Consider the following 19,369-nt stretch of genomic DNA (forward strand, 5'->3'; position numbering starts at 1 on the left):
GGTTGCCGGTTCGGTGACCGATTCCGATTGCCCAGCTCTGCCGCCGCGCCGATCACGGTTCGGTACCTGCCAGCCCTTGCCGGCACAAGCTTTGGCTGGCAGTAGCGTCCACTCATGCCGCCACCAGGGTGCAATTGCCTGGTCTTCTCGGCATCGTGGGGCATGGGTGCCTCATCGGATATCGACGTCACCTTCGCCGGTGACGATCTCGTACTGCGGCTGGCCTGCGCGGCCTATCTGGCTCGATTCACGGGGAGCTCTCGTACACACTGCGGATCCGACCTACGCCTGTACTTCCGCTGGTGCACCGAACACCACCTCCTGCCGCTAGCAGTGGTTCGGACCGAGATCGAACGGTACGTGCGATGGATGCAAGAGACCCGCCGGTACAAACCCTCCACCGTCGCCCGCCGCACCGCAGTAGTGACCGGGTTCTACCGCACCTGCGTCATCGACGGCGTCATAGACCACTCGTCGGCCGAGTACGTCCGCCGCCCCCGAGTATCGAACGAGTCACCGACACTGGGACTCTCACACCTGCAGTTCGAAGCACTGCTCACCGCGGCTCGTGATTCAGCCAACCGGTTCGACTTCGCGCTCGTAGCGATGCTCGGGCTGCTCGGGTTGAGGATCTTCGAGGCATGTAAGTCCGATGCCGACGATATCGGCGAAGAACACGGCCACCGCGTACTGCGGGTCGTCGGCAAGGGCTCGAAGCTCGTCCTGATCCTGTTACCGCCAGCGGTCGGGCGAGCCATCGACCGCGCTACTGGCGCCCGCGACCACGGACCGATCCTGCTCAACACCCGAGGGCGGCGCATGGATCGTCATTGCGCCACAAGACGGCTGCGGCGCCTGGCCCAGGATTCAGCGATGCGCCTGCCACGCATGCACCCGCACATGCTGCGCCACACCTTCGTCACCACCATGCTCGACGCCGGAGTCGACCTACGCGATGTTCAGATCGCTGCTCGCCACGCCGACCCGCGCACCACCATGCGCTACGACCGCACCCGCACGAACCTCGACCGCCACCCAACTACATCCTCGCCGCCTACATGGCCTCAGGCACATGACAACTCAACACACGCACCTGCCGATGAGCGGTCGAATCGGCCCTTTGATCCCTGGGTTCACGCAGCAGAACTGGCACTGGCAGGGGCGTGCGTCGGTGTGTCCGAGAATAGGCTTCGGGCAAAGATGAGCAGGACCATTACACCCGAGCGTTAGTGCGTCAGGGTATGTGGTTGACCAGGGAGTTGGCGATGCGCTGGGCATCGTCGCAGGAGTTGAATCCGTCGGTGCCGCCCTGAGGGTTCCAGATTCGTGACGCCAAGAGCAAAATGTCACCACCGAAAGACGCTGGTACCGCGATGTAGCACCCGAGCTTGTGAGTGTCTTGCGCCGCACGGAATTGCTGAGATTTACGGCCGGCCACCGTGACCGAACTGAAGTCGACGTACTTACCGGTCTGGCGCAGCTCACCTACCGGCATGCCGTAGGCCGTGACGTAGAACTCGAGCGCGTTGTCGGCGGTCTTCCATTTGCAGGACTTCTCGGTGGGGAAGCCGGGATTCGAGATCGGTTGCTCGCTGGCGACGTTCAAGCCCGCACTCGCGAGCGCGGAATCGGGAGTGTCACAAGGGTTCCAGCTGCCGGCGGGCCGATCCGTGTCGGTGCCCGGCGCCGCCGTCGTGGACTCGGACGCGACGGTCGTCGCCGGGGCTGGAACCGATGTCGGCGCCGCTGTGGTCGCGGTGACTGCATTGGCCGAGGTGACCGTGTTGTTCGGGGTGCTCGGCGCGGACGTGCTGTCGTTCGAGGCGGGACCACATCCGGCAAGCAGCAGTGCGGCACCGAGTGCCATCGTTGCGACGCTGATCGATCGCGTTGTCGTACGACTCATGAATGCATATTCGCGCCTCGGAAACAGGTTGTTACACAGGATCATTGCAGAGCTGAAGACATCAGAAAGTCAGCGGTCCACGTGTTCCGCCGCCAAAAGGTGCTGATCATCTCCGATTAGCCGGCTATCTGCGCGCCGCTTACGGGTCGAGCCGAGCAGATCGGACCGCAGCCTGCCGAACGTACGCAAAAGCCGAGTTGAGTGCACAACTGGCGACTTCGGCCGTGCTTGGACGGTAGCCCTTCCTGATCCAGGGTGCTCGAAGCTCAGAGCTGACCGGTGGTTTGTCGGGAGAGGAACAGCTGACGTTTTTCCCGATCGACATGGGTGACAACGACCATGACATCGTCCCCGATCTGGACGACATCGTCCGGCGTCAGGGTGGGGTCTCGGCGATGAATCAGCCCCTCGATCCCATCCGCCACTTGGACAAAGACGCCGAACGGCACCAGCTTGGTGACGTGCCCATGTAGTTCTCTGCCGACGGTGGTGCACTCGGCAAAGGCATGGAAGGGGTCGGGCTGCATTGCTCGCAGAGACAGCCTGGCCTCGGCATTCCAGGTGTCGAACTGCAGGAATTCACCGGAAACGCGCTGCCCGACCTGAACAACGTCGGAAGCCGCTTCGAAACGTCTCCAGGACAATTCTGGGATCGTGATGAACCCGACGCCCGGGTAGAGCGGATGCGGGGGGCCATCATCCAACGCCACGAACACGCCGAACGATTCAATCGCTGTGACGGTGCCGGAAAGGATCTCGCCGAGCCGCAATGACCCCAGGAACGCCCACAGTTCGGGGCTCTCGGCCCGCCAGTCCATCTGTCCAGCCTTTCATGACACGCTCAGCCCGCTCAACTACCCGGCGGAACGTCGCGCCATGGCAGTCGAGTAGCGCCGGAACGTACGCTCATGCCGCTGGGCGCGTGGTCGTGAACGTCCGCATCTGCCGATTCCGCGATGTTTCAACGGCGGGTTCTCCCGACAGCAACGGTTACCGTTCCAGTGCGTCGGAACTGGCTCGCGACAAATAGCCAGCTGCACCCCAGGATGAGAGCATGATCGAAACCACGGCGGTGTTGGGAGTGGCCGCGACCGAGTTGGGAATGGTGCTGACGCCGGGCCCGAACATGATGTATCTGGTGTCGCGCACCATATCGCAGGGACGGCGAGCGGGTCTGGTATCGCTATCGGGTGTGGCCGTCGGGTTCATGGTGTATCTCGTGGCCGCCACCGTCGGGATAACCGCGATCTTCGCGGTGGTGCCGGGGTTGTATCTGAGCATGAAGCTGGTCGGCGCAGCTTATCTGGCGTACTTGGCGTGGAAGACGTTGCGCGGCGGAATCTCTGTGTTCGAGCCCTCCGATCTGCCCGCCGACTCCACGCGCAGGCTCTTCAGCATGGGGCTGGTCACCAACCTGCTCAATCCCAAGATCGCGATCATCTACATGGCGTTGATCCCGCAGTTCGTGACCCCAGAACAGGGGCGAGTCTGGTTGCAGAGCCTGCTGCTGGGCGCAGTGCAGATCGGTATCGCGCTGACGGTCAACGGCTTGATCGTGCTGGGAGCCGCCACAATCGCAGCGTTCCTGACCGGCCGCCCGCTCCGGATGCGGGCACAACGCTGGGTCACCGGCACAATGCTCGGCGTCGTCGCCGTTCTACTAGCTACCGACCGGACCCGCCCGGTTCCGGCCTAGGCTGACCGACGCGAATAACACGCTGCTGGCAAGTGCGCGGTAATGGCACCCCTCTATGTCAAGAGGACGGTTGTTTGGGGCGTAGTCTCGCTGGTGGCGGGTTCGGGAAGTGACTTGTCCGAAGTGTCGATCGTTGGGGTTGAGTCGGCCGCGCTGGATGTCAGAGACGCCCCCGAATGTCCTCCCGGGCTCGCCCCTGAGCGTTGGTGGGCGTCGCGGAGGAGTTGTTTGCAGACCACGTCGGATAGGTGTCGTCCGAGGCAGCGTAGTGCTTCCATCGGTGTTTTCCCGGCGGCGAGTTTGCGCCGGTAGTAGGCGCGGCCCGGTGTGTCGTTGCGTAATTGCACGATGGCCATGATGTGCAGGACCCGGTTGATTCGCCGGTTCCCGGTGCGGGACAAGCGATGTCGTTGGTGGTCGCCGCTGGAGGCATCGATGGGGGCGGTGCCGTTCCAGGAGGCGGACCGGCCAGCGTTGGGGAACCGGTGGATGTCGCCGAGCAGTCGTGCCGCTCCCGAAGGGCCGATGCCGTAGAGGTTCATCGCGCTGGTGCCGGTTTCGGCGAGTAGTTCGGTGAGCTGTTTGTCCGCGGTTTTGATTTTCTTGTCCAGCGTAGCGACTTCGGTGATCAGCTCGGATGCGAGCTGGCGGCGGGTCTTGCCGACCAGGTCGCGTGGCCGCACTCCGGCGAGCAGAGTGCGGGCCTGTCTGGCCGACAGGAATTGTTTGGCGCCACCGGGAATCAGCTCCAGCAGCAGCCGGTGCAGGCGGCTGACCGTGCTGGTGCGGGCGATGGGCGAGTTCGTCGCGGCGATCGGCCAGCATGCGCAACGCCACCAGGTGATCGTCGGGTCGCACTCGCAGCAGATCCGAAGTATGCAGGGCCACAAGGGCAATCGAGTGCGTATCGGTGGCGTCGGTCTTACGGCCTTGACCGGTGGAGAACATTCGTGTCCGGGCCGACAGTTTCGCCGGCACGTCCACCACGGTCTCGCCGTTGGCGATCAACCGTTGCGCCAGGTGCTTGCCGATCCCGTTGCAGCCCTCCACCGCCCGGACATGATCGCGGTAGCGGCGCCCGAGTGCGAGCATGTCTTTGTAGCCGGGGGTGTCGGTACCGAATCGGCGTTGGCCGAGAACGCATTCGGTGTGATCGAGTACTTCGATGGTGGCAGATCGTTTATGCGGATCCATGCCGATAACAACTGGACTCAACTGATGTCTCCTCACTAACCGCGACAGGGGCAGCGAGGAGGGCAACGCTACTTCCAGCTGGGCAGACCCCTCTCGAGCCACAACCTGGCCCGATGCCCGGCGGGACGCACGCCAAAAGAGAGTCACACCAAAATATGTGGTGGACAGCCGAAAAGAGAGCGTCTCGCCGGACAGCTCGACCGAGCATGGCCGGGCGTCGGCCGTGGCACAAGTCTCTAAGTAGCCGAATACCGTGCGTTCAGGAGTCAGTTCGTGCTCCGAGGCGTTGGCGCCAGCCAATCCAGCTACGCACCGCTCGCTTGGGAGTTCGAGTCGGTGGCCATACGCGTGAGCGCGGTGAGCGCATCGAGGTGCGCGATAGGCGGCGCGACAATCGAGGGTTTCGAGAATCCGGGCCCGGCCATGGATGTCGGTGGCTCATGGCAGTGTCAGCCGCTGTGACTGCTTCAGCTGATGACGACGCCTGTTTCATGATCATGGACTGTGTTTCCCGACCTTGATCGCGATCAACGAACCGGGGGCATCGTGAACACCACGACCGGGGGCCTTGGGTGGATGTACGACACGGATCTGCCGCTGGTCAACCTCACCTTCGCCCGTCAGATCAACGCCCAGGAGCTCTTGGAGCGGATGGGCGTCGACCACAACACCGTGGCGGTGCGCGGGCCGGATGACTTCCGCAACGAGCTGGGCGGCCTTCTCTACGCAGACGACGGATATGTAGTCAGCGCAGGGCATTATCGAAGCTGGGCCTGGGCGTGGGAGCACGGCAGTTGGAAAGGCATCCAAGACCGTGCTCATCTCCCCGTACCCCGATCGAGTTCGTCGGGCTGTAGCACTTCGCCTCCAGTGCGAAGCCGATCTTGATCGGGTGCCTGGAGCGCTGTGCAATCGGCATTACAGGACGATTGGATCTGGCAACCGGGAACCCGTGGAACCCCGGTGCCGTCGCATCAACGACCCGGCTGCCTCAGCGTTTTCGAGGACGCCGAGGGTCCGGGCAGATCGGGCGCGCGTTGTCTAGGGATGCGTCGGGCACCGCGGGGCCGATCTCCTCGTCGTAGACCCGCAAGCCCTCTTCGAGTTTCCCGCGGCGCACTCCAGCTGTTCCGGGGTTAGGAACCGGGTGCCGCAGGCCGCTGCGAGCAGCTGGGTGCGCACCTGATCGAGATTCATGCGAGCCCATTCCAGGCGAGAGAGTTCCGGCATGATCATGAGGCTATCCGAGTCGAACAAATTTTCGATAGTAGGTGGGGTTCGACAGGAACCGTGTGGTCGGTGCGGCCGAATCCCTGGCTACTTTCCGACTACAAACGTCCCGGTATCGGGCCATCCGGTGGTGTATGGAAGCGGACAAGGCTAGCCTGAAGGCGCTGGTCACGGGGGTGTTTTGCGACCGCGACCGAACGACCGCAGACGAGCAAGAGAACCGGCAGGTTTCTGGTTCGACTTCGACGACACTCCTAACGGCAGTTGCACGCTATCAATCCCTCGGCGGCGGGAAGGCCGACCCTCGATTGCCCCTGATCACCGACCGTCCCCGTGCCTGGCAATGTGGGGACCAGTTGGGGACCGCACGTCGTGCGCGCCCACGAACAACAGGCCGACGCAGGGGAGACCCGACAAGAGACAAACCGTGTGTGACGTGCATCGATGACTTTCTGCCTTTGCTGGGGTCAAATGGTCGCAGGTTCAAATCCTGTCATCCCGACCAGGTCGGAGGCGGTTTCCGCTCCCTGTTCGGCATTTTCAAACCCTCCAGCGTGCCTACAGGTAGGCAAGCGGGCCTTTCGCCTGAAGGGTGCGCGGCGCCTGTAGTTGGAAATCCTCGGGGCTCTGGTGGTGGCGTGGCTGTCAGCGGCTCGGACGGTGGGCTATGAGCCTGCCGACTACGCGGTCGGGCGCTCGCATGGCGGGTTGACAACGAAGGCGCAGCGGTCTTGCAGTGTTTGCTGGGCGCGGGCCAAGCCGGTAACTCACCGATGGTGGTGCGGTGCTCGACGTGATCGCTGTACCGGGGTGGCTGACCCGTGGGCCGCGCCGCTGTCCTGGCCAGGTACGCGCCGATAAGGCATGCTCTTCGGCGGCTAACCGGAGATCGTTGCGCGGCAAGGGTATCCGCGCTGTTATTCCCGAACGGGTTGACCAGATCGCGCCCGGAAACAGCGTGGCACCGGTGGGCGACGACCAGGGTTCGACCGGGCGCTTACAGGGCTGTGGTCGGCGAACCCGCCTTCAATAAGGCCAAGTACTGGCGTGGTGTCGCTACCCGTTACGACGAACTCGCCCTGACCTACCGTTCGGGGTTCGTCATGACGTTGGCCGTTGAATGGCTGAAACTATTGGGAGACGGACCTAGGTCGCCCAGTTGGGCCGGGCGCGCCGCAAGCCTGCGACCCAACCGCCTGCCGCGATCAGTGGCCACAGTCAAGTGGTCGGGTTGCGGGTGATGACACCGCGGGCGGTAGCCGGGACGATCAGGGACGCAGTCGATTTCATACCGCGCTGCTTGGGCTCGACCATTTCGTGCATCGCGCCGATCCTCAGGTTTGGTCGCAGTGACTGTGATCGCCGAATGGGTCGATACCGCGAGGTTCGACGCCGCAGCCGCCTGGCGCGTTCGTCCGGCCCCGCGGGTCAACGCCGCCGTCATTCGGGTTGGCCGAAGGGTTGTTCCTCGTGCTGGTTGGCCGTTGCCGCACTGGGTCTCACCTGGGGGTGAGCTTCTCGGCCTCTCGCGCAGCGCAGCCGTTTGGATGGGGTTCCGGTAGTGATCGCCGAAAGCAACGGATATGACGGTTTCCCCTGGTGGAGGATGGTTTTCGCATTCGGGCAACCACCCCGGCGTAGCCCTGAACCGCTCGACCCACCCCGACCAGGCGCTACCCGAAACGTCGTCGCACTTTGCGCCACTACTACCGGAACCCCTGACTTGCACCGGCCTGCACCTCCCGCCGCCACGGCGCGCTTGCGTCGTCGCTATTCAGTGTTACTATCTACTAGTAGTCAGTAATGCTTACTAGTACGAGGAGGTGATCCGTGGGCAAGCAGATAACGGAGATGCTCAAGGGCACGTTGGAGGGCATCGTCCTCGCGATCTTGTCCGTGCGGGCCGCGTACGGCTACGAGATCACCGCGTGGCTGCGGGAGCAGGGCTTCTCCGACATCGCCGAGGGCACCATCTACGCCCTGCTCGTGAGGATCGAGAAAAGGGGCCTCGTGGACGTGGAGAAGATCCCGTCGGAGAAGGGTCCGCCGCGCAAGGTGTATTCCCTCAACGCGCAGGGACAGGAATATCTCGACGAGTTCTGGAGGACCTGGAGCTTCCTCTCGCAACGTCTCGAACAGCTCCATGAAGGAGGCAAATGACCATGGACATCTCGAAGCTCACCTCGAAGGTGATCGGCGACATCGGCGACAAGAAGCGGTGGCGGCAGTACAAGGCGCGCAAGGAACAGCTTCCCGCGAGCTATCGCACGGCAGTCGATGCCCTCGAGCGGTACCTGATGGTCCTCGGGCCCGGAGGCAGCACTGCGATTTTCGAGGACCTCATCGATCTGTTCGAGCAGAGCGCGGCGGACCGAACCCCGATCCGCGAGGTCATCGGGGAGGACCCCGTGGAGTTCATCGAGACGTTCGCGCGGAACTACCAAGAGGACTCGTGGAAAGACCGCGAGCGGAAACGGCTGACCGACGCTATCGAGCGCGCCGCCGGCGAAGACACCGGAAACCGAAGGTAGGGCCCGTTCGATGACGACACAACATGCTCCGGCGATCCATGTGCAGGGCCTGGAGAAGTCCTACAAGGACCTGCATGTGCTGCGCGGCGTGAACTTCGACGTGGCGCGGGGCAGTATCTTCGCCCTGCTCGGCTCCAACGGGGCAGGCAAGACCACCGTCGTGAAAATCCTGTCGACGCTGCTGAAAGCCGACGCCGGGACGGCCAGCGTCAACGGCTTCGACGTCGCCACCCACCCGGCGAACGTGCGGGAGTCCTTCAGCCTCACCGGACAGTTCGCCGCCGTCGACGAAATCCTCAGCGGGCGGGAGAATCTCGTGCTGGTCGCCCACTTGCGGCGCGTCGAGGACCCGGGCACGGTCGCCGATGACCTGCTCGAGCGTTTCTCGCTGACCGACGCGGCCACGCGGAAGGTATCGACGTATTCGGGCGGCATGCGCCGCCGCCTCGACATCGCCATGAGCCTCATCGGGAACCCGCCGGTCATCTTCCTCGACGAGCCGACGACCGGGCTCGACCCCCAAGCGCGCATCGAGGTGTGGAAGGCCGTCAAGGCACTCGCCGAGCACGGCACCACGGTGCTGCTCACAACGCAGTATCTGGACGAAGCCGAACAACTCGCCGACCGGATCGCGATCCTGCACAAGGGCCGGATCATCGTGAACGGCACCCTCGCCGAACTCAAGCAACTGCACCCACCGGCCAAGGTCGAATACGTCGAGAAGCAGCCGACCCTAGAGGAGGTCTTCCTCGCCCTCGTCGGTGACGAAGGCAATGACGGCGACACCGGCAATGCCGCAGCCCCGGCACGGATGAGTAAGGAACAACGATGACCACGCAATTCTTCGGCGACACCGGCTACCTGCTGGGACGGTCCCTGCGCCACATCATGCGCAGCCCGGACACCATCATCACGACCGCGATCACACCGATCGCCATGATGCTGCTGTTCGTCTATATATTCGGCGGCGCGATCGACACAGGGTCGGATTCGTATGTGACCTATCTGCTGCCCGGAATTCTGCTCATCACCATTGCTTCGGGCATTGCCTACACCGCATTCCGCCTCTTCCTGGATATGAAGAACGGCATTGTCGAGCGATTCCAGTCCATGCCGATCGCACGATCGTCCATCCTGTGGGCGCACGTGCTGACCTCGTTGGTCGCCAACCTGATCTCGCTGGTGGTCGTCGTGCTCGTCGCCCTGCTCATGGGCTTCCGCTCCGGCGCGGGAGTGCTGGCCTGGCTCGCGGTCGCCGGCATCCTGGCCCTGGTCACCCTGGCGTTGACATGGCTCGCCGTCATCCCCGGGCTGACCGCGAAGTCCCCGGACGGCGCGAGTGGATTCTCCTATCCGCTGATCTTCCTGCCGTTCATCAGCTCGGCATTCGTGCCCACTGACACCATGCCCGGCCCGGTGCGCGCCTTCGCCGAACACCAGCCGACGACCGCCATCGTCAACGCCATCCGCGACCTGTTCGCGCAGGAGCCGGTAGGCACCGACATCTGGATCGCGCTGGGCTGGTGTGTCGGCATCCTCATCGTCGCCTACACCTTCGCCATGGCCACCTATCGCCGCAAGATCTCCTGACAGCACCGTGACCTGCCCGGCCGGGTAGCAGGTCACCCCGATATCGAAACCCTGCGCGGCCTGCTGACAAGCGGATCGGGAACTCGGAACAGGCTTCATCAGCGCCTTCACCCTGAACGGCGCCACCGAGTTCGGGCCGGGAGTGACACGACGGCATGGAGCTGACGGCCGTGTTCGCCAATGACGCGGGCTGCAAATGCTTCTCGTACACCACCTCGGCAGCACCGATCGAGTGACAAGGCTTCCCGGTCGATCCGAGCGTAGGTCTTCTCCAGAAGTTTCAGTTCTCAAGAAAAAGGATTACAGCGATGGTAGGCACGACATCCGGGCAGGGACACTTCGGGCGCCGGTCCCTGTTCAAGGGCGCGCTGGGTGTCGGTGCGGTCGCCGGCCTCGCCGCCCTCGTCGGTTGCGGCAACGACTCCGGGAGCGGTGGCCGTGGCGGTATCGAGAACGGTGTCGAGGAGGGCTGGGGAAAGGTCGCCGACGCGTTCCGCGCGAACTTCGAGCGAAACCCCGGCGAAGTGGGCGCGGCGTGCTGCGTCTATGTGGGTGGCCGCCGTGTCGTCGACCTGTGGGACGGCCTCGCCGATCGCCCGGTGAACCGACCGTGGGGCGAGGACACCATCGTCCGGGTCGCCTCCGCGACGAAAGGCGCTACCGCGATCTGTGCCCATCTGCTGGCACAGCGCGGCCAGCTGGATCTGGACGCACCGGTGGTCCGGTACTGGCCGGAGTTCGGCGCTGCCGGCAAGGAGCGGATCCCGGTGCGCTGGTTGCTGTCACACCAGGCTGGTCTGCCGATCGTCGACGGACCGCTGACATTCGCGCAGGCTTGCGCCTGGGACCCGGTCATCCGTGCCCTCGAGGCACAGCCGCCGTTGTGGGAACCGGGCACCGAGCACCTCTACCACAGCGTCACTTTCGGTCATCTGGTCGGGGAGGTCGTGCGTCGGATCTCGGGCAAGTCGCTCGGCACGTTCTTCGCTGACGAGGTGGCTGCCCCTCTCGGGCTGAGCGCCTGGATCGGGCTGCCCGAGCGAGAAGAGCAACGGCTGGCCCTGATCGAGAACGCGGCTCCGTTCAGCCTGGAGGAGTTGATCGCCGGGCTGGTCGCGGCTACCGGGCTCGATGTGGACACGGTCACCGCATGGATCAAGTCCGGGTGGGGTCCGAATTCGGTCGAAGCCCGCGCCGGCTCGCTCGGCGGGGCCTTGGACAACATGGCCGACCCTGCGACCGCGTACTACACCACGCGTGCCTGGCGCGCGGCAGAGTTCCCGGCCGCGAACGGGGTCGCGGACGCGCGATCGCTGGCACGGATGTATGCCGCCACCGTGAGCGATGTCGACGGCGTGCGGCTGCTCGATCCGAAAACTGTCGAGAGGGCAACCGTCGTCCAGACCGACAAGACTCGGCTGCACGGGCTGCCGCCGGAGCTGAACATCCCGGCCGACCGCTCCTTCTACATGTCGCTCGGGTTCTGGCGAGCCTGCCCATCGCTGCCGATGGTCGGGCCGGGGTCGTTCGGCCACCCGGGCTCCGGCGGATCGATCGGCTTCGCAGACCCCGATGCCGGCGTCGGCTTCGGCTACGTCACGAACCTTTGGAACCTCCGGCCCGACGACCCGCGGGCGCCGAGCCTGGCCAAAGCCGTCCGAGCCTGCCTCGGATGACGGAGTCCCGGCAGGGTCGCTCCACGCTCTACAAGCACGTGCCCAAGCCGTCCCCGTCGAGTAAGCACTCGCCCGGCTCGTTGCACGCACCATCCACGAACAGTTCGAGGAACCCCTTGTCATGCGCGCCTTCGAAGACACTCGACCGAACGGAATAGTCGAGCTGCTGCTGGGCGACCGCCACTCCCTGCCGCTGTCGGTCGTGTTGCATCTTGTCCCCGGCGCCCTGATCGTCGCCGCCTACCTGCTCATCGGCGAACCATTCGTCAAGGCCATCGGATATCCGACCCTCATGGGCTGGGCGATCGCCCTGTGCCTGGTTCTCATACCGATCCTGTCGGGGCTGCTGTGGCTGGGCCGCAAGCACAGCGGCCGCTTCTCGCTACGAGGTGTGCTGTACTACACCGACAAGCCGCTCTCGCGCGGGAAGCTGGTGGCGATGGTTATCGCGCTCATCGTGTGGATGATGGTGCTGAGCTTCGCGACGGCACCGATGAACCGCTTCTTCCTCGAAAACTTCTTCACATGGGTCCCGTACACGGACGACGCCGGCAGCTTCACCAAATTCCTCGACGGATACTCGCACTCGGTCATGCTCACCACGATGGTGATATGCCTGCCGCTGACCGGGATCTCCCTCCCGCTCATCGAGGAGCTGTACTTCCGCGGCTTCCTGCTGCCCCGCATCGCCCACCTCGGCGATTGGGCACCGGTGGTCAGCACGGTCTTGTTCTCGCTGTACCACTTCTGGTCGCCGTGGGTGTTCGTGTCGCGGGTGATCTTCATGTTCCCGGGGTTCTGGTTGACCTGGCGGGAGAAGGACATCCGGCCGGCCATCGGGATGCACGTCGGCGTGACCTCGATCCTGGCGACGCTCGGCACCATCGCCGTTGCGCTGAACCTCATCTGAGACTCGGCAGGTCGCCATCTGCTGTATGAGGACACGGCGTCGTTTCCAGACGCCTTACGACCGCGAACAGGCCGCCTGGACGCGGTTGGCGAGCACCATCGGAGTCGGTGTCAGCGTGGGCACCCTGGGCGCAGCATACGCGGACCGAACTGGGTCTAGGCCAGGGGCAGGGCGACGATCGTGATCGAGAAGACCACACCGACGACAGTGATGATCGCCGCGGCGATGGCGGTGAGGATCTGCCGGGCCGCGTCGGGTGTGCCGCCGATGATCCAGGACGGGATGGTGAGGGTGCCTCGGTAGACGGCGCGGTCGAGCGCATAGGTGACCGAGAAAAGGGCAACGGCTGCAAGCACTTCCAACGTGGGGATGAACCACAGAGTGGTGCGCAGCGCCTCGCGCCGGCGGTCGGATTCGAGAAATACGCCGGGCATGACATCTCCAGCGGGTGTCGCCGACGACGAAACGGCCCGGCCCGGCAATACGAATTGCCGGGCCGGGCCGTTCGATCGGCTGCGGATGACTAACCGCGGAACGGGTACTTGCTGTCGAGTTCGATGTTCAGTTCGACCACGTTGACACAGGGTTCACCGAGGAAGCCGAGGGTCCGGCCATCGGTGTGGGCGTCGACCAGCGCACGTCGCACCCTAGGCATTTGATCACTGAATCGGGCATGGGGTACCGCTTCGAGGAGTAGCGGTCGACCGCCGGAGGTGCCGCGCGGGTCAGAGTCGAAAGATGCTGTGTGCCAATAGAACCGGATGCGACTCTGCGTAACGGAGCGATCACGCGTCGCGATCCCGTCGAGGGTGTATTGCGTACGGAAGCTACCGATCGCGAGCGTGATCGGTGTGCTCGTACAACGCTGTCCATACGCTCAGGTTTGACAGTAATTCGACGGCCCGCACGCCACGGTCTGTCAACCGGATGATGTCGGTCGCTGGGATGGTCCCGTCCCAGCTGCCTCGGCAATCGTTGGTGACCAGCCCGTGTGAAGCTACGACTCGCAGTGTTTGCGCCAGCGCGCGGTGACGACCTGCGGTGATCGCGGTGAGCTCCGCGGCGGTGTGCGGCCGGTTGGACAGGGCATCGAGAATTTCGACGATATACCGGTGGCTCACCAGCTCACGCAGGCTCGCAAGATCATAGGGTAGGTCGTTCATCGCGGCGGCTACCTTCTCGGTGGTGCTGAATCCGAGTAAGGACGATAGCGACCTATTCGCTAATCGCCCGCCGCCTTGACGTGATCTTGTAGCTTGCCGTTGGTTTTTTTACGGAATCTCTACAGCTCGAGCAGGGTCGAATTCCGCTAGCCGGACTTAGGCTGGCTCATCGTGGTTTCACCGGTCGACGTGGTTAAGCGTCTTGTTGTCGGGCGCCCGTTTCGCAGTGACCGGCTCGGGGAGACGTTGCTGCCGAAGCGACTGGCGCTGCCTATCTTTGCCAGTGACCCTTTGTCATCGGTGGCGTATGCGACACAGGAAATTCTGCTCATCCTCACGCTGGGTGGGCTCGCCTATATCCATCTGGCGCCTTGGGTCGCCGGCGCGGTAGTTGTTCTGCTCGCTGTCGTCGCGTTGTCCTACCGGCAAGTTGTGCAGGCTTATCCGTCCGGCGGGGGCTCGTATGAGGTGGTCGCGAAGAACCTGGGACCGCTACCCGGCTTGGTGGTGGCTGCGGCGTTGCTGGTCGACTATGTGATGACGGTAGCGGTGTCGGTAGCTGCAGGGGTGGACAACATCATTTCCGCGGTGCCCGACCTGAATGCGCACCGAGTCGCGATCAATATCGGATTCATCGCGTTGCTGACCGCCATGAATCTGCGCGGTGTGCGGGAGTCGGGTCGCGCATTCGCCGTGCCGACGTATGCGTTCGTCGCCGGGGTCACGCTCATGGTGGTCGTCGGTCTCGGCAAGGCGCTGTTCGGGGACGCGCCGGTCGCCGAAAGCGCGCATTACGAGATCCATGCCGAGCAGGTCGGCCTCAGCGGCGCGGCGGTGGCGTTTCTGGTGCTGCGGGCGTTCTCCTCCGGATGCACCGCATTGACCGGCGCCGAGGCGATCTCCAACGGTGTTCCCGCGTTTCGTAAACCCAAGGCACTCAACGCGGCCCGCACGATGTCGGCAATGGGCATCATCGCGATCGCGATGTTCACCGGCGTAACCGCCCTGGCCATGATCTCCCACACCCGTGTCGCGGAAAACGCATGCGATCTGATCGGCTTTCCCGGTGACTGCCACACCGATCCGCAGCGCACCGTGATCGCGCAGATCGCGGTGGCGGTGTTCGGCGGCAACAGCATCGCCTTCTACTACCTCATGGTGATGACCGCGCTGATCCTGATTCTGGCGGCGAACACCGCCTACAACGGGTTCCCGCTGCTCAATTCGATTCTGGCGCAAGATCGGTACATGCCGCGCCAGCTACACACCCGCGGCGATCGACTGGCCTTCTCGAACGGCATCATCCTGCTCGCTGTCGTCGCGGGCACGCTGATCTATGCGTTCGACGGTTCGGCGACCAGGTTGATCCAGCTCTACATCGTCGGCGTCTTCGCATCGTTCACGCTGTGCCAAGCGGGCATGGTCCGACATTGGAACCGCGAACTGGCCGACGCCACCACCCCTGCCGACCGGATCCGCATCCATCGCGGGAGGGCGATCAACGCGTTCGGCGCCAGCTTCACCGGTGTCGTCCTTCTCGTGGTCATGGTCACCAAGTTCACCCATGGCGCGTATCTCGTCGTGATCGCAATCCCGGTCCTGGTTGTGCTCATGTATCTGATCCACCGCCACTACACGGCAATTCGCGCCGAACTCCACATCGATGACGACGACGAGGAAACACTGCCACCCCGGGTGCACGCAGTCGTATTGGTGTCGGGCTGGACCAAGGCGAGCAGGCGCGCTGTGCAGTTCGCGCGAGCGACTCGGCCGGACACTCTCACCGCGATCACCGCCAACGTCGATGACACCGAAACCCGCCTGCTGAGCCAGGATTGGGAGCGCCACAGCGTGAGTATTCCGCTGATCGTGGTCGAATCCCCTTATCGCGAGATCACACGTCCGGTCCTCGACTACACGAAACGCTTGCGTAAGGCGGGACCCCGCGATGTCATCAGCGTCTTTATCCCGGAATATGTTGTCGGCCGATGGTGGGAGAACCTACTGCACAACCAGAGCTCGCTCCGGTTGAAAGCGCGGCTGCTGTTCGAACCGGGCGTGATGGTGACCAGCGTGCCGTGGCAGCTGCAGTCGTCGAACCGGCGAGATCTGTCGCGCGAAGACCACCGGCCCGGCGAAATACGTAGAGGCATAACGGGTTCGAATAAAGGTGGAAAATAGCCGAATCTCTGCGTGATCTGGTCACGACAATCCGGGAGACGCAGCTGACTCTGCAGGGCAACCGGCTCAACGCGATCATGAAGAAGGTCACCAGTTGGGCTGCGATCATCGCTGTACCCACCGCGATCACCGGCTTTTACGGCCAGAACGTGCCCTATCCCGGATTCGAGCATGCCTGGGGATTTTGGGCGTCCACAATTGCCATCGTCGTCATCTCCGGCACCTTGTATTGGATGTTCAAGCTCCGCGACTGGCTCTGACACAACGCACTTCCGGCCTGCCGTGCGAGCGCGCCGTGCCCCCGGGCTCGCGAGCCGAGGTAGGAAAAGGGGCGATCTGCCCGTTCGCTACACATCCAAGAGGTGACTTCGCGGCGGCTAGGGGGAGAGGTCGATGGTCAGCGTGGCTAGTTCGAGTGCGATGGCGCACGGGTCCGGTGCCGGGGTGTGGGAGGGGTTTTGGACTCGCCAGGTGATCGTCCCGTTGAGTGCCGCGGAGACTTGGCAGTATCCGAGATCGCGAGGGTCTCGTACATAGATTCCGGTGGCGGTGATGGTGGTCCCGAGCGCTTCCCTGGTGACCGTCAGGTGCTCGGTGTCGTAGCCGTCTTCGCGGGCGCGATCCCATATCTGTTGCAGTGAGTCGTGTTCGGTGAAGGTGAAGGTGAGATCTGTTTCCACGCCGGCGCGTTCGGCCTGCCATGTGCACACGGGAGGTGTGGTGTGCGCGGTGAGGGTATCGGCGTGGACGGCTTGCTGGATTTGCTCGTTGGTGAGCGGTTCGCACTGGGGCAGCGGGTTGACCTCGGCTGCGGATACCGCTTTCGGCGCGGGGTCCGACGAGCATCCCGTCAGTAACGCGGCCACTGCGATGACGGCCACTCCAGCGTCGCGTGGTGAGAAGGCTGTCACGGTCCCTCCGTTCGCCTCGAGTCAGTCGAATTCGAATGCTCCGGACAGGCTATCGTCAGCGGTACACGTCGCGCCTCTGTTGATACCCCGCCCTACTGGTTAACCGCGGCACGATATGGTGCGGAGCCTGCAGACGAGGAGCGCACAATGAATATCGACGCAGAAGTCGGTCCGTCGACTCACATCACCGGCGGCGGAACCGTCCGGGCGGCGGTCATCGTCGGCGCGCTCGGGGTGGTGTTCGGCGACATCGGGACCAGCCCCATCTACACCATTCAGACGGTCTTCAACCCTGACGATCCACATCCGGTGCCGATCAGCACCGACAACGTGTACGGCGTCGTGTCGCTGATCTTCTGGTCGGTGATGATCATCGTCACGCTGACCTATATCTCGCTGGTGATGCGCGCCGATAACGACGGCGAGGGCGGCATCATGGCGCTGATCACCTTGCTGCGGCAGTTGGGCGGGACACGCGGGCGGCGTGCCGCCGCGATGCTTGCCGGACTCGGGATCTTCGGTGCCGCACTATTTTTCGGCGACAGCATGATCACGCCCGCGATTTCGGTGCTGTCAGCGGTGGAAGGCTTGAAGATCGTCTCGCCGGGGTTCGAAAATCTGATCATTCCGATCACGGTGGTGATCATCGTCGCGCTGTTCTCGGTACAGCGCCACGGCACAGCCGCGGTCGGTCGGCTATTCGGCCCCGTGATGATTCTTTGGTTCGTCACGATCGGTGCTTTGGGTGTGTCCGGTATCGCCCGGCACCCGGAGATCCTGAAGGCACTGTCGCCGACCTACGCGCTGGGCTTCATGTTCGGGCACTTCGGAATTGCGTTCTTCGCGCTGGCCGCGGTCGTACTGGCAGTTACCGGTGCGGAGGCGCTGTATGCCGATATGGGCCATTTCGGCAGGAAAGCGATCACCCGCGGCTGGCTCGGGCTTGTGCTGCCGGCGTGCGCGCTGAGCTACCTCGGTCAGGGTGCGCTGCTTCTCGGTGATCAGACTGCGGTGAGTAGTCCATTCTTTCTGCTCGCTCCCGGCTGGGCGCGGTTGCCGTTGGTGCTGTTGGCGACGGCCGCGACAGTGATCGCTTCGCAGGCAGTGATTACCGGAGCGTTCTCGGTGGCGTCGCAGGCGGCCCAGCTCGGTTACCTGCCGAGATTGCGTGTCGAGCACACGTCGGAGTCGACGATCGGGCAGATCTACGTTCCGTGGATCAACTGGATGCTGATGGTGTCGGTGCTCACGCTGGTTTTCGCCTTCCAAACCTCGGCGGCCCTGGCGTTCGCGTTCGGTATGGCGGTGACCGCGACGATCACCATCACGACGTTGCTGTTCTTCTACGTCGCCCGAACCAAGTGGGGCACTCCGCTGTGGCTGGTCCTACTCGGCGCCATCCCCTTGCTGACGGTCGACGCGATGTTCTTGGCGGCGAACCTCACCAAACTGGTGCATGGGGCATGGCTGCCGTTGTTGATCGGGCTCACCGCGTTCACCGTGATGATCACTTGGGCGCGCGGGCGCGAAATCGTCACTAGCGCAAGGGAACAGGTCGAAGGACCACTGCGCTCATTCATCGACCAGTTGCCGCGCTATGAGCCACCGCTGGTGCGGATTCCCGGCACCGCGGTATTCCTCAACCGCGGCAAAGAGACCACACCGCTGGCGATGCGGGCCAATGTCGAACACAATCGCGTGCTGCACGAACACGTGGTGATCCTGGCGATCGACACGCTGCCGGTGCCGCGTGTGCCGGATGCGGAACGGACGGAGATCGATGCACTCGGCTACGGCGAAGACGGAATCATCCACGTGACAGCGCATTTCGGATACATGGAAACCCCGAATGTTCCGCACGCGCTACGTCTGCTCGATCCCACGAAAACCGAAGGGCCGATATCGGTCGACGGCGCTTCCTATTTCCTGTCGAAGATCGAGCTCAAAAAAGGCCCGGCCCACACGATGGCGCCATGGCGCAAACGCCTGTTCATTGCCACCTCCTACATCACTGCCGATGCTGCGGAGTACTTCGGCCTGCCCGGCGAGCGGACCGTGATCATGGGTTCGCAGGTCGAGGTGTAGGACAAGGGATTCCGCCCACCGGCTGGACAGCAAGTGGGCAGGGACATTGCTGCGCAGGCTCGACCCCGGGACAGTGTGGCACACTCGGGGGTCGATGACGTTCCTCGACCACGACGTCGACATCCAGCGAATCATCGACTCTGCCAACGCAATCAGATCATTGAACGCCCGCTCCGGGTGTGTGCCGAAGCCGAAAAGCTCCAGGGCGGACGGCATCCGCTCGATGCGGTGCCGGGCAACATCGATGACCCGGCGCGAGCCGCAGCGAGGCTCGAAGGTTGCGGTCACACCGCGAT

General features: G+C 63.7%; 17 protein-coding genes and 3 pseudogenes. 11 read left to right on the forward strand and 9 right to left on the reverse strand.

The window, feature by feature from the left end; all coding sequences use genetic code 11:
- The first annotated feature begins 114 nt into the window (after positions 1-114).
- On the forward strand, positions 115-1,230 hold the full coding sequence (locus OHQ90_RS18140) for a tyrosine-type recombinase/integrase (protein WP_328412011.1): 1,116 nt from the start codon (positions 115-117) through the stop codon (positions 1,228-1,230).
- 4 nt (positions 1,231-1,234) lie between these two features.
- Here the strand turns inward: OHQ90_RS18140 and OHQ90_RS18145 are convergent, their stop codons facing one another.
- Complete coding sequence (locus OHQ90_RS18145) at positions 1,235-1,906, reverse strand: DUF3558 domain-containing protein (RefSeq protein ID WP_328412013.1); 672 nt, start codon at positions 1,904-1,906, stop codon at positions 1,235-1,237.
- A gap of 266 nt (positions 1,907-2,172) precedes the next feature.
- On the reverse strand, positions 2,173-2,676 hold the full coding sequence (locus OHQ90_RS18150; protein ID WP_328412015.1) for a S1 RNA-binding domain-containing protein: 504 nt from the start codon (positions 2,674-2,676) through the stop codon (positions 2,173-2,175).
- Positions 2,677-2,960: 284 nt separating this feature from the next.
- Between OHQ90_RS18150 and OHQ90_RS18155 the strand changes: the two genes are divergently transcribed.
- Positions 2,961-3,602 carry a LysE family translocator gene (locus tag OHQ90_RS18155; RefSeq protein ID WP_328412017.1) on the forward strand — a complete coding sequence of 214 codons (642 nt, stop codon included), beginning with the start codon at positions 2,961-2,963 and terminating at the stop codon, positions 3,600-3,602.
- A 53-nt stretch (positions 3,603-3,655) separates the two neighbouring features.
- On the opposite strand, the gene OHQ90_RS18160 is transcribed toward OHQ90_RS18155, so the two are convergent.
- The 3 genes and pseudogenes from OHQ90_RS18160 to OHQ90_RS39440 all read right to left on the reverse strand — a co-directional run bounded on the left by OHQ90_RS18160 (position 3,656) and on the right by OHQ90_RS39440 (position 6,032).
- Positions 3,656-4,285, reverse strand: a complete 630-nt coding sequence (locus tag OHQ90_RS18160) for a transposase (RefSeq protein ID WP_328412018.1) — start codon at positions 4,283-4,285, stop codon at positions 3,656-3,658.
- 169 nt (positions 4,286-4,454) lie between these two features.
- A pseudogene (locus tag OHQ90_RS39435) lies at positions 4,455-4,796 on the reverse strand (IS110 family transposase); the annotation flags it as partial.
- Positions 4,797-5,837: 1,041 nt separating this feature from the next.
- Entirely contained in the window at positions 5,838-6,032 is a 195-nt protein-coding gene (locus OHQ90_RS39440) for a DUF6374 family protein (RefSeq protein ID WP_442941478.1), read from the reverse strand.
- 1,824 nt (positions 6,033-7,856) lie between these two features.
- Between OHQ90_RS39440 and OHQ90_RS18170 the strand changes: the two genes are divergently transcribed.
- The 6 genes from OHQ90_RS18170 (at position 7,857) to OHQ90_RS18195 (ending at position 12,733) form a co-directional block, all read left to right on the forward strand.
- The gene (locus OHQ90_RS18170; protein WP_328412020.1) at positions 7,857-8,186 is read left to right on the forward strand and encodes a PadR family transcriptional regulator; all 330 of its coding nucleotides are present in this window, start codon (positions 7,857-7,859) and stop codon (positions 8,184-8,186) included.
- Positions 8,183-8,557, forward strand: a complete 375-nt coding sequence (locus OHQ90_RS18175) for a DUF1048 domain-containing protein (protein ID WP_328412023.1) — start codon at positions 8,183-8,185, stop codon at positions 8,555-8,557. The genes OHQ90_RS18170 and OHQ90_RS18175 overlap by 4 nt, the downstream gene beginning before the upstream one ends.
- Positions 8,558-8,567: 10 nt before the next feature.
- Complete coding sequence (locus OHQ90_RS18180; RefSeq protein WP_328412025.1) at positions 8,568-9,389, forward strand: ABC transporter ATP-binding protein; 822 nt, start codon at positions 8,568-8,570, stop codon at positions 9,387-9,389.
- A complete protein-coding gene (locus OHQ90_RS18185) occupies positions 9,386-10,147 on the forward strand; it encodes an ABC transporter permease (protein WP_328412027.1) in 762 nt (253 codons plus the stop codon). Before OHQ90_RS18180 ends, OHQ90_RS18185 begins: the two co-directional genes overlap by 4 nt.
- 308 nt (positions 10,148-10,455) lie before the next feature.
- On the forward strand, positions 10,456-11,823 hold the full coding sequence (locus tag OHQ90_RS18190; RefSeq protein WP_328412029.1) for a serine hydrolase domain-containing protein: 1,368 nt from the start codon (positions 10,456-10,458) through the stop codon (positions 11,821-11,823).
- A 121-nt stretch (positions 11,824-11,944) separates the two neighbouring features.
- The gene (locus OHQ90_RS18195) at positions 11,945-12,733 is read left to right on the forward strand and encodes a CPBP family intramembrane glutamic endopeptidase (RefSeq protein ID WP_328412031.1); all 789 of its coding nucleotides are present in this window, start codon (positions 11,945-11,947) and stop codon (positions 12,731-12,733) included.
- Positions 12,734-12,888: 155 nt separating this feature from the next.
- On the opposite strand, the gene OHQ90_RS18200 is transcribed toward OHQ90_RS18195, so the two are convergent.
- The 3 genes and pseudogenes from OHQ90_RS18200 to OHQ90_RS18210 all read right to left on the reverse strand — a co-directional run bounded on the left by OHQ90_RS18200 (position 12,889) and on the right by OHQ90_RS18210 (position 13,896).
- A complete protein-coding gene (locus tag OHQ90_RS18200) occupies positions 12,889-13,167 on the reverse strand; it encodes a DUF2254 family protein (protein ID WP_328412033.1) in 279 nt (92 codons plus the stop codon).
- Positions 13,168-13,256: 89 nt separating this feature from the next.
- A pseudogene (locus OHQ90_RS18205) lies at positions 13,257-13,373 on the reverse strand (potassium-transporting ATPase subunit C); the annotation flags it as partial.
- Between the two features lie 187 nt (positions 13,374-13,560).
- The gene (locus OHQ90_RS18210) at positions 13,561-13,896 is read right to left on the reverse strand and encodes a hypothetical protein (protein WP_328412034.1); all 336 of its coding nucleotides are present in this window, start codon (positions 13,894-13,896) and stop codon (positions 13,561-13,563) included.
- Positions 13,897-14,067: 171 nt separating this feature from the next.
- Here OHQ90_RS18210 and OHQ90_RS18215 point away from each other — a divergent pair, with 171 nt between their 5' ends.
- Entirely contained in the window at positions 14,068-16,077 is a 2,010-nt protein-coding gene (locus OHQ90_RS18215; RefSeq protein ID WP_328412035.1) for an APC family permease, read from the forward strand.
- Positions 16,078-16,079: 2 nt separating this feature from the next.
- A pseudogene (locus OHQ90_RS18220) lies at positions 16,080-16,337 on the forward strand (CorA family divalent cation transporter); the annotation flags it as partial.
- Between the two features lie 117 nt (positions 16,338-16,454).
- Here OHQ90_RS18220 and OHQ90_RS18225 read toward each other — a convergent pair.
- Positions 16,455-16,988, reverse strand: coding sequence for a DUF3558 family protein (locus OHQ90_RS18225; protein WP_328412037.1), 534 nt, complete (start codon positions 16,986-16,988; stop codon positions 16,455-16,457).
- 147 nt (positions 16,989-17,135) lie between these two features.
- Here OHQ90_RS18225 and OHQ90_RS18230 point away from each other — a divergent pair, with 147 nt between their 5' ends.
- The gene (locus tag OHQ90_RS18230; RefSeq protein WP_328412039.1) at positions 17,136-19,073 is read left to right on the forward strand and encodes a potassium transporter Kup; all 1,938 of its coding nucleotides are present in this window, start codon (positions 17,136-17,138) and stop codon (positions 19,071-19,073) included.
- Positions 19,074-19,369 lie beyond the last annotated feature (296 nt).

This window comes from Nocardia sp. NBC_00403 (genome assembly GCF_036046055.1).
In the GTDB taxonomy this organism is placed as follows: Bacteria; Actinomycetota; Actinomycetes; order Mycobacteriales; family Mycobacteriaceae; genus Nocardia.

What these genes read in the sequence shown, in the direction of transcription:
- OHQ90_RS18140 (WP_328412011.1), top strand. Translation starts at nt 115, where the DNA reads ATGCCGCCACCAGGGTGCAATTGCCTGGTCTTCTCGGCATCGTGGGGC.
- OHQ90_RS18145 (WP_328412013.1), bottom strand. Translation starts at nt 1,906, where the DNA reads ATGAGTCGTACGACAACGCGATCGATCAGCGTCGCAACGATGGCACTC.
- OHQ90_RS18155 (WP_328412017.1), top strand. Translation starts at nt 2,961, where the DNA reads ATGATCGAAACCACGGCGGTGTTGGGAGTGGCCGCGACCGAGTTGGGA.
- OHQ90_RS39440 (WP_442941478.1), bottom strand. Translation starts at nt 6,032, where the DNA reads ATGATCATGCCGGAACTCTCTCGCCTGGAATGGGCTCGCATGAATCTC.
- OHQ90_RS18175 (WP_328412023.1), top strand. Translation starts at nt 8,183, where the DNA reads ATGACCATGGACATCTCGAAGCTCACCTCGAAGGTGATCGGCGACATC.
- OHQ90_RS18180 (WP_328412025.1), top strand. Translation starts at nt 8,568, where the DNA reads ATGACGACACAACATGCTCCGGCGATCCATGTGCAGGGCCTGGAGAAG.
- OHQ90_RS18185 (WP_328412027.1), top strand. Translation starts at nt 9,386, where the DNA reads ATGACCACGCAATTCTTCGGCGACACCGGCTACCTGCTGGGACGGTCC.
- OHQ90_RS18190 (WP_328412029.1), top strand. Translation starts at nt 10,456, where the DNA reads ATGGTAGGCACGACATCCGGGCAGGGACACTTCGGGCGCCGGTCCCTG.
- OHQ90_RS18195 (WP_328412031.1), top strand. Translation starts at nt 11,945, where the DNA reads ATGCGCGCCTTCGAAGACACTCGACCGAACGGAATAGTCGAGCTGCTG.
- OHQ90_RS18200 (WP_328412033.1), bottom strand. Translation starts at nt 13,167, where the DNA reads ATGCCCGGCGTATTTCTCGAATCCGACCGCCGGCGCGAGGCGCTGCGC.
- OHQ90_RS18210 (WP_328412034.1), bottom strand. Translation starts at nt 13,896, where the DNA reads ATGAACGACCTACCCTATGATCTTGCGAGCCTGCGTGAGCTGGTGAGC.
- OHQ90_RS18230 (WP_328412039.1), top strand. Translation starts at nt 17,136, where the DNA reads ATGAATATCGACGCAGAAGTCGGTCCGTCGACTCACATCACCGGCGGC.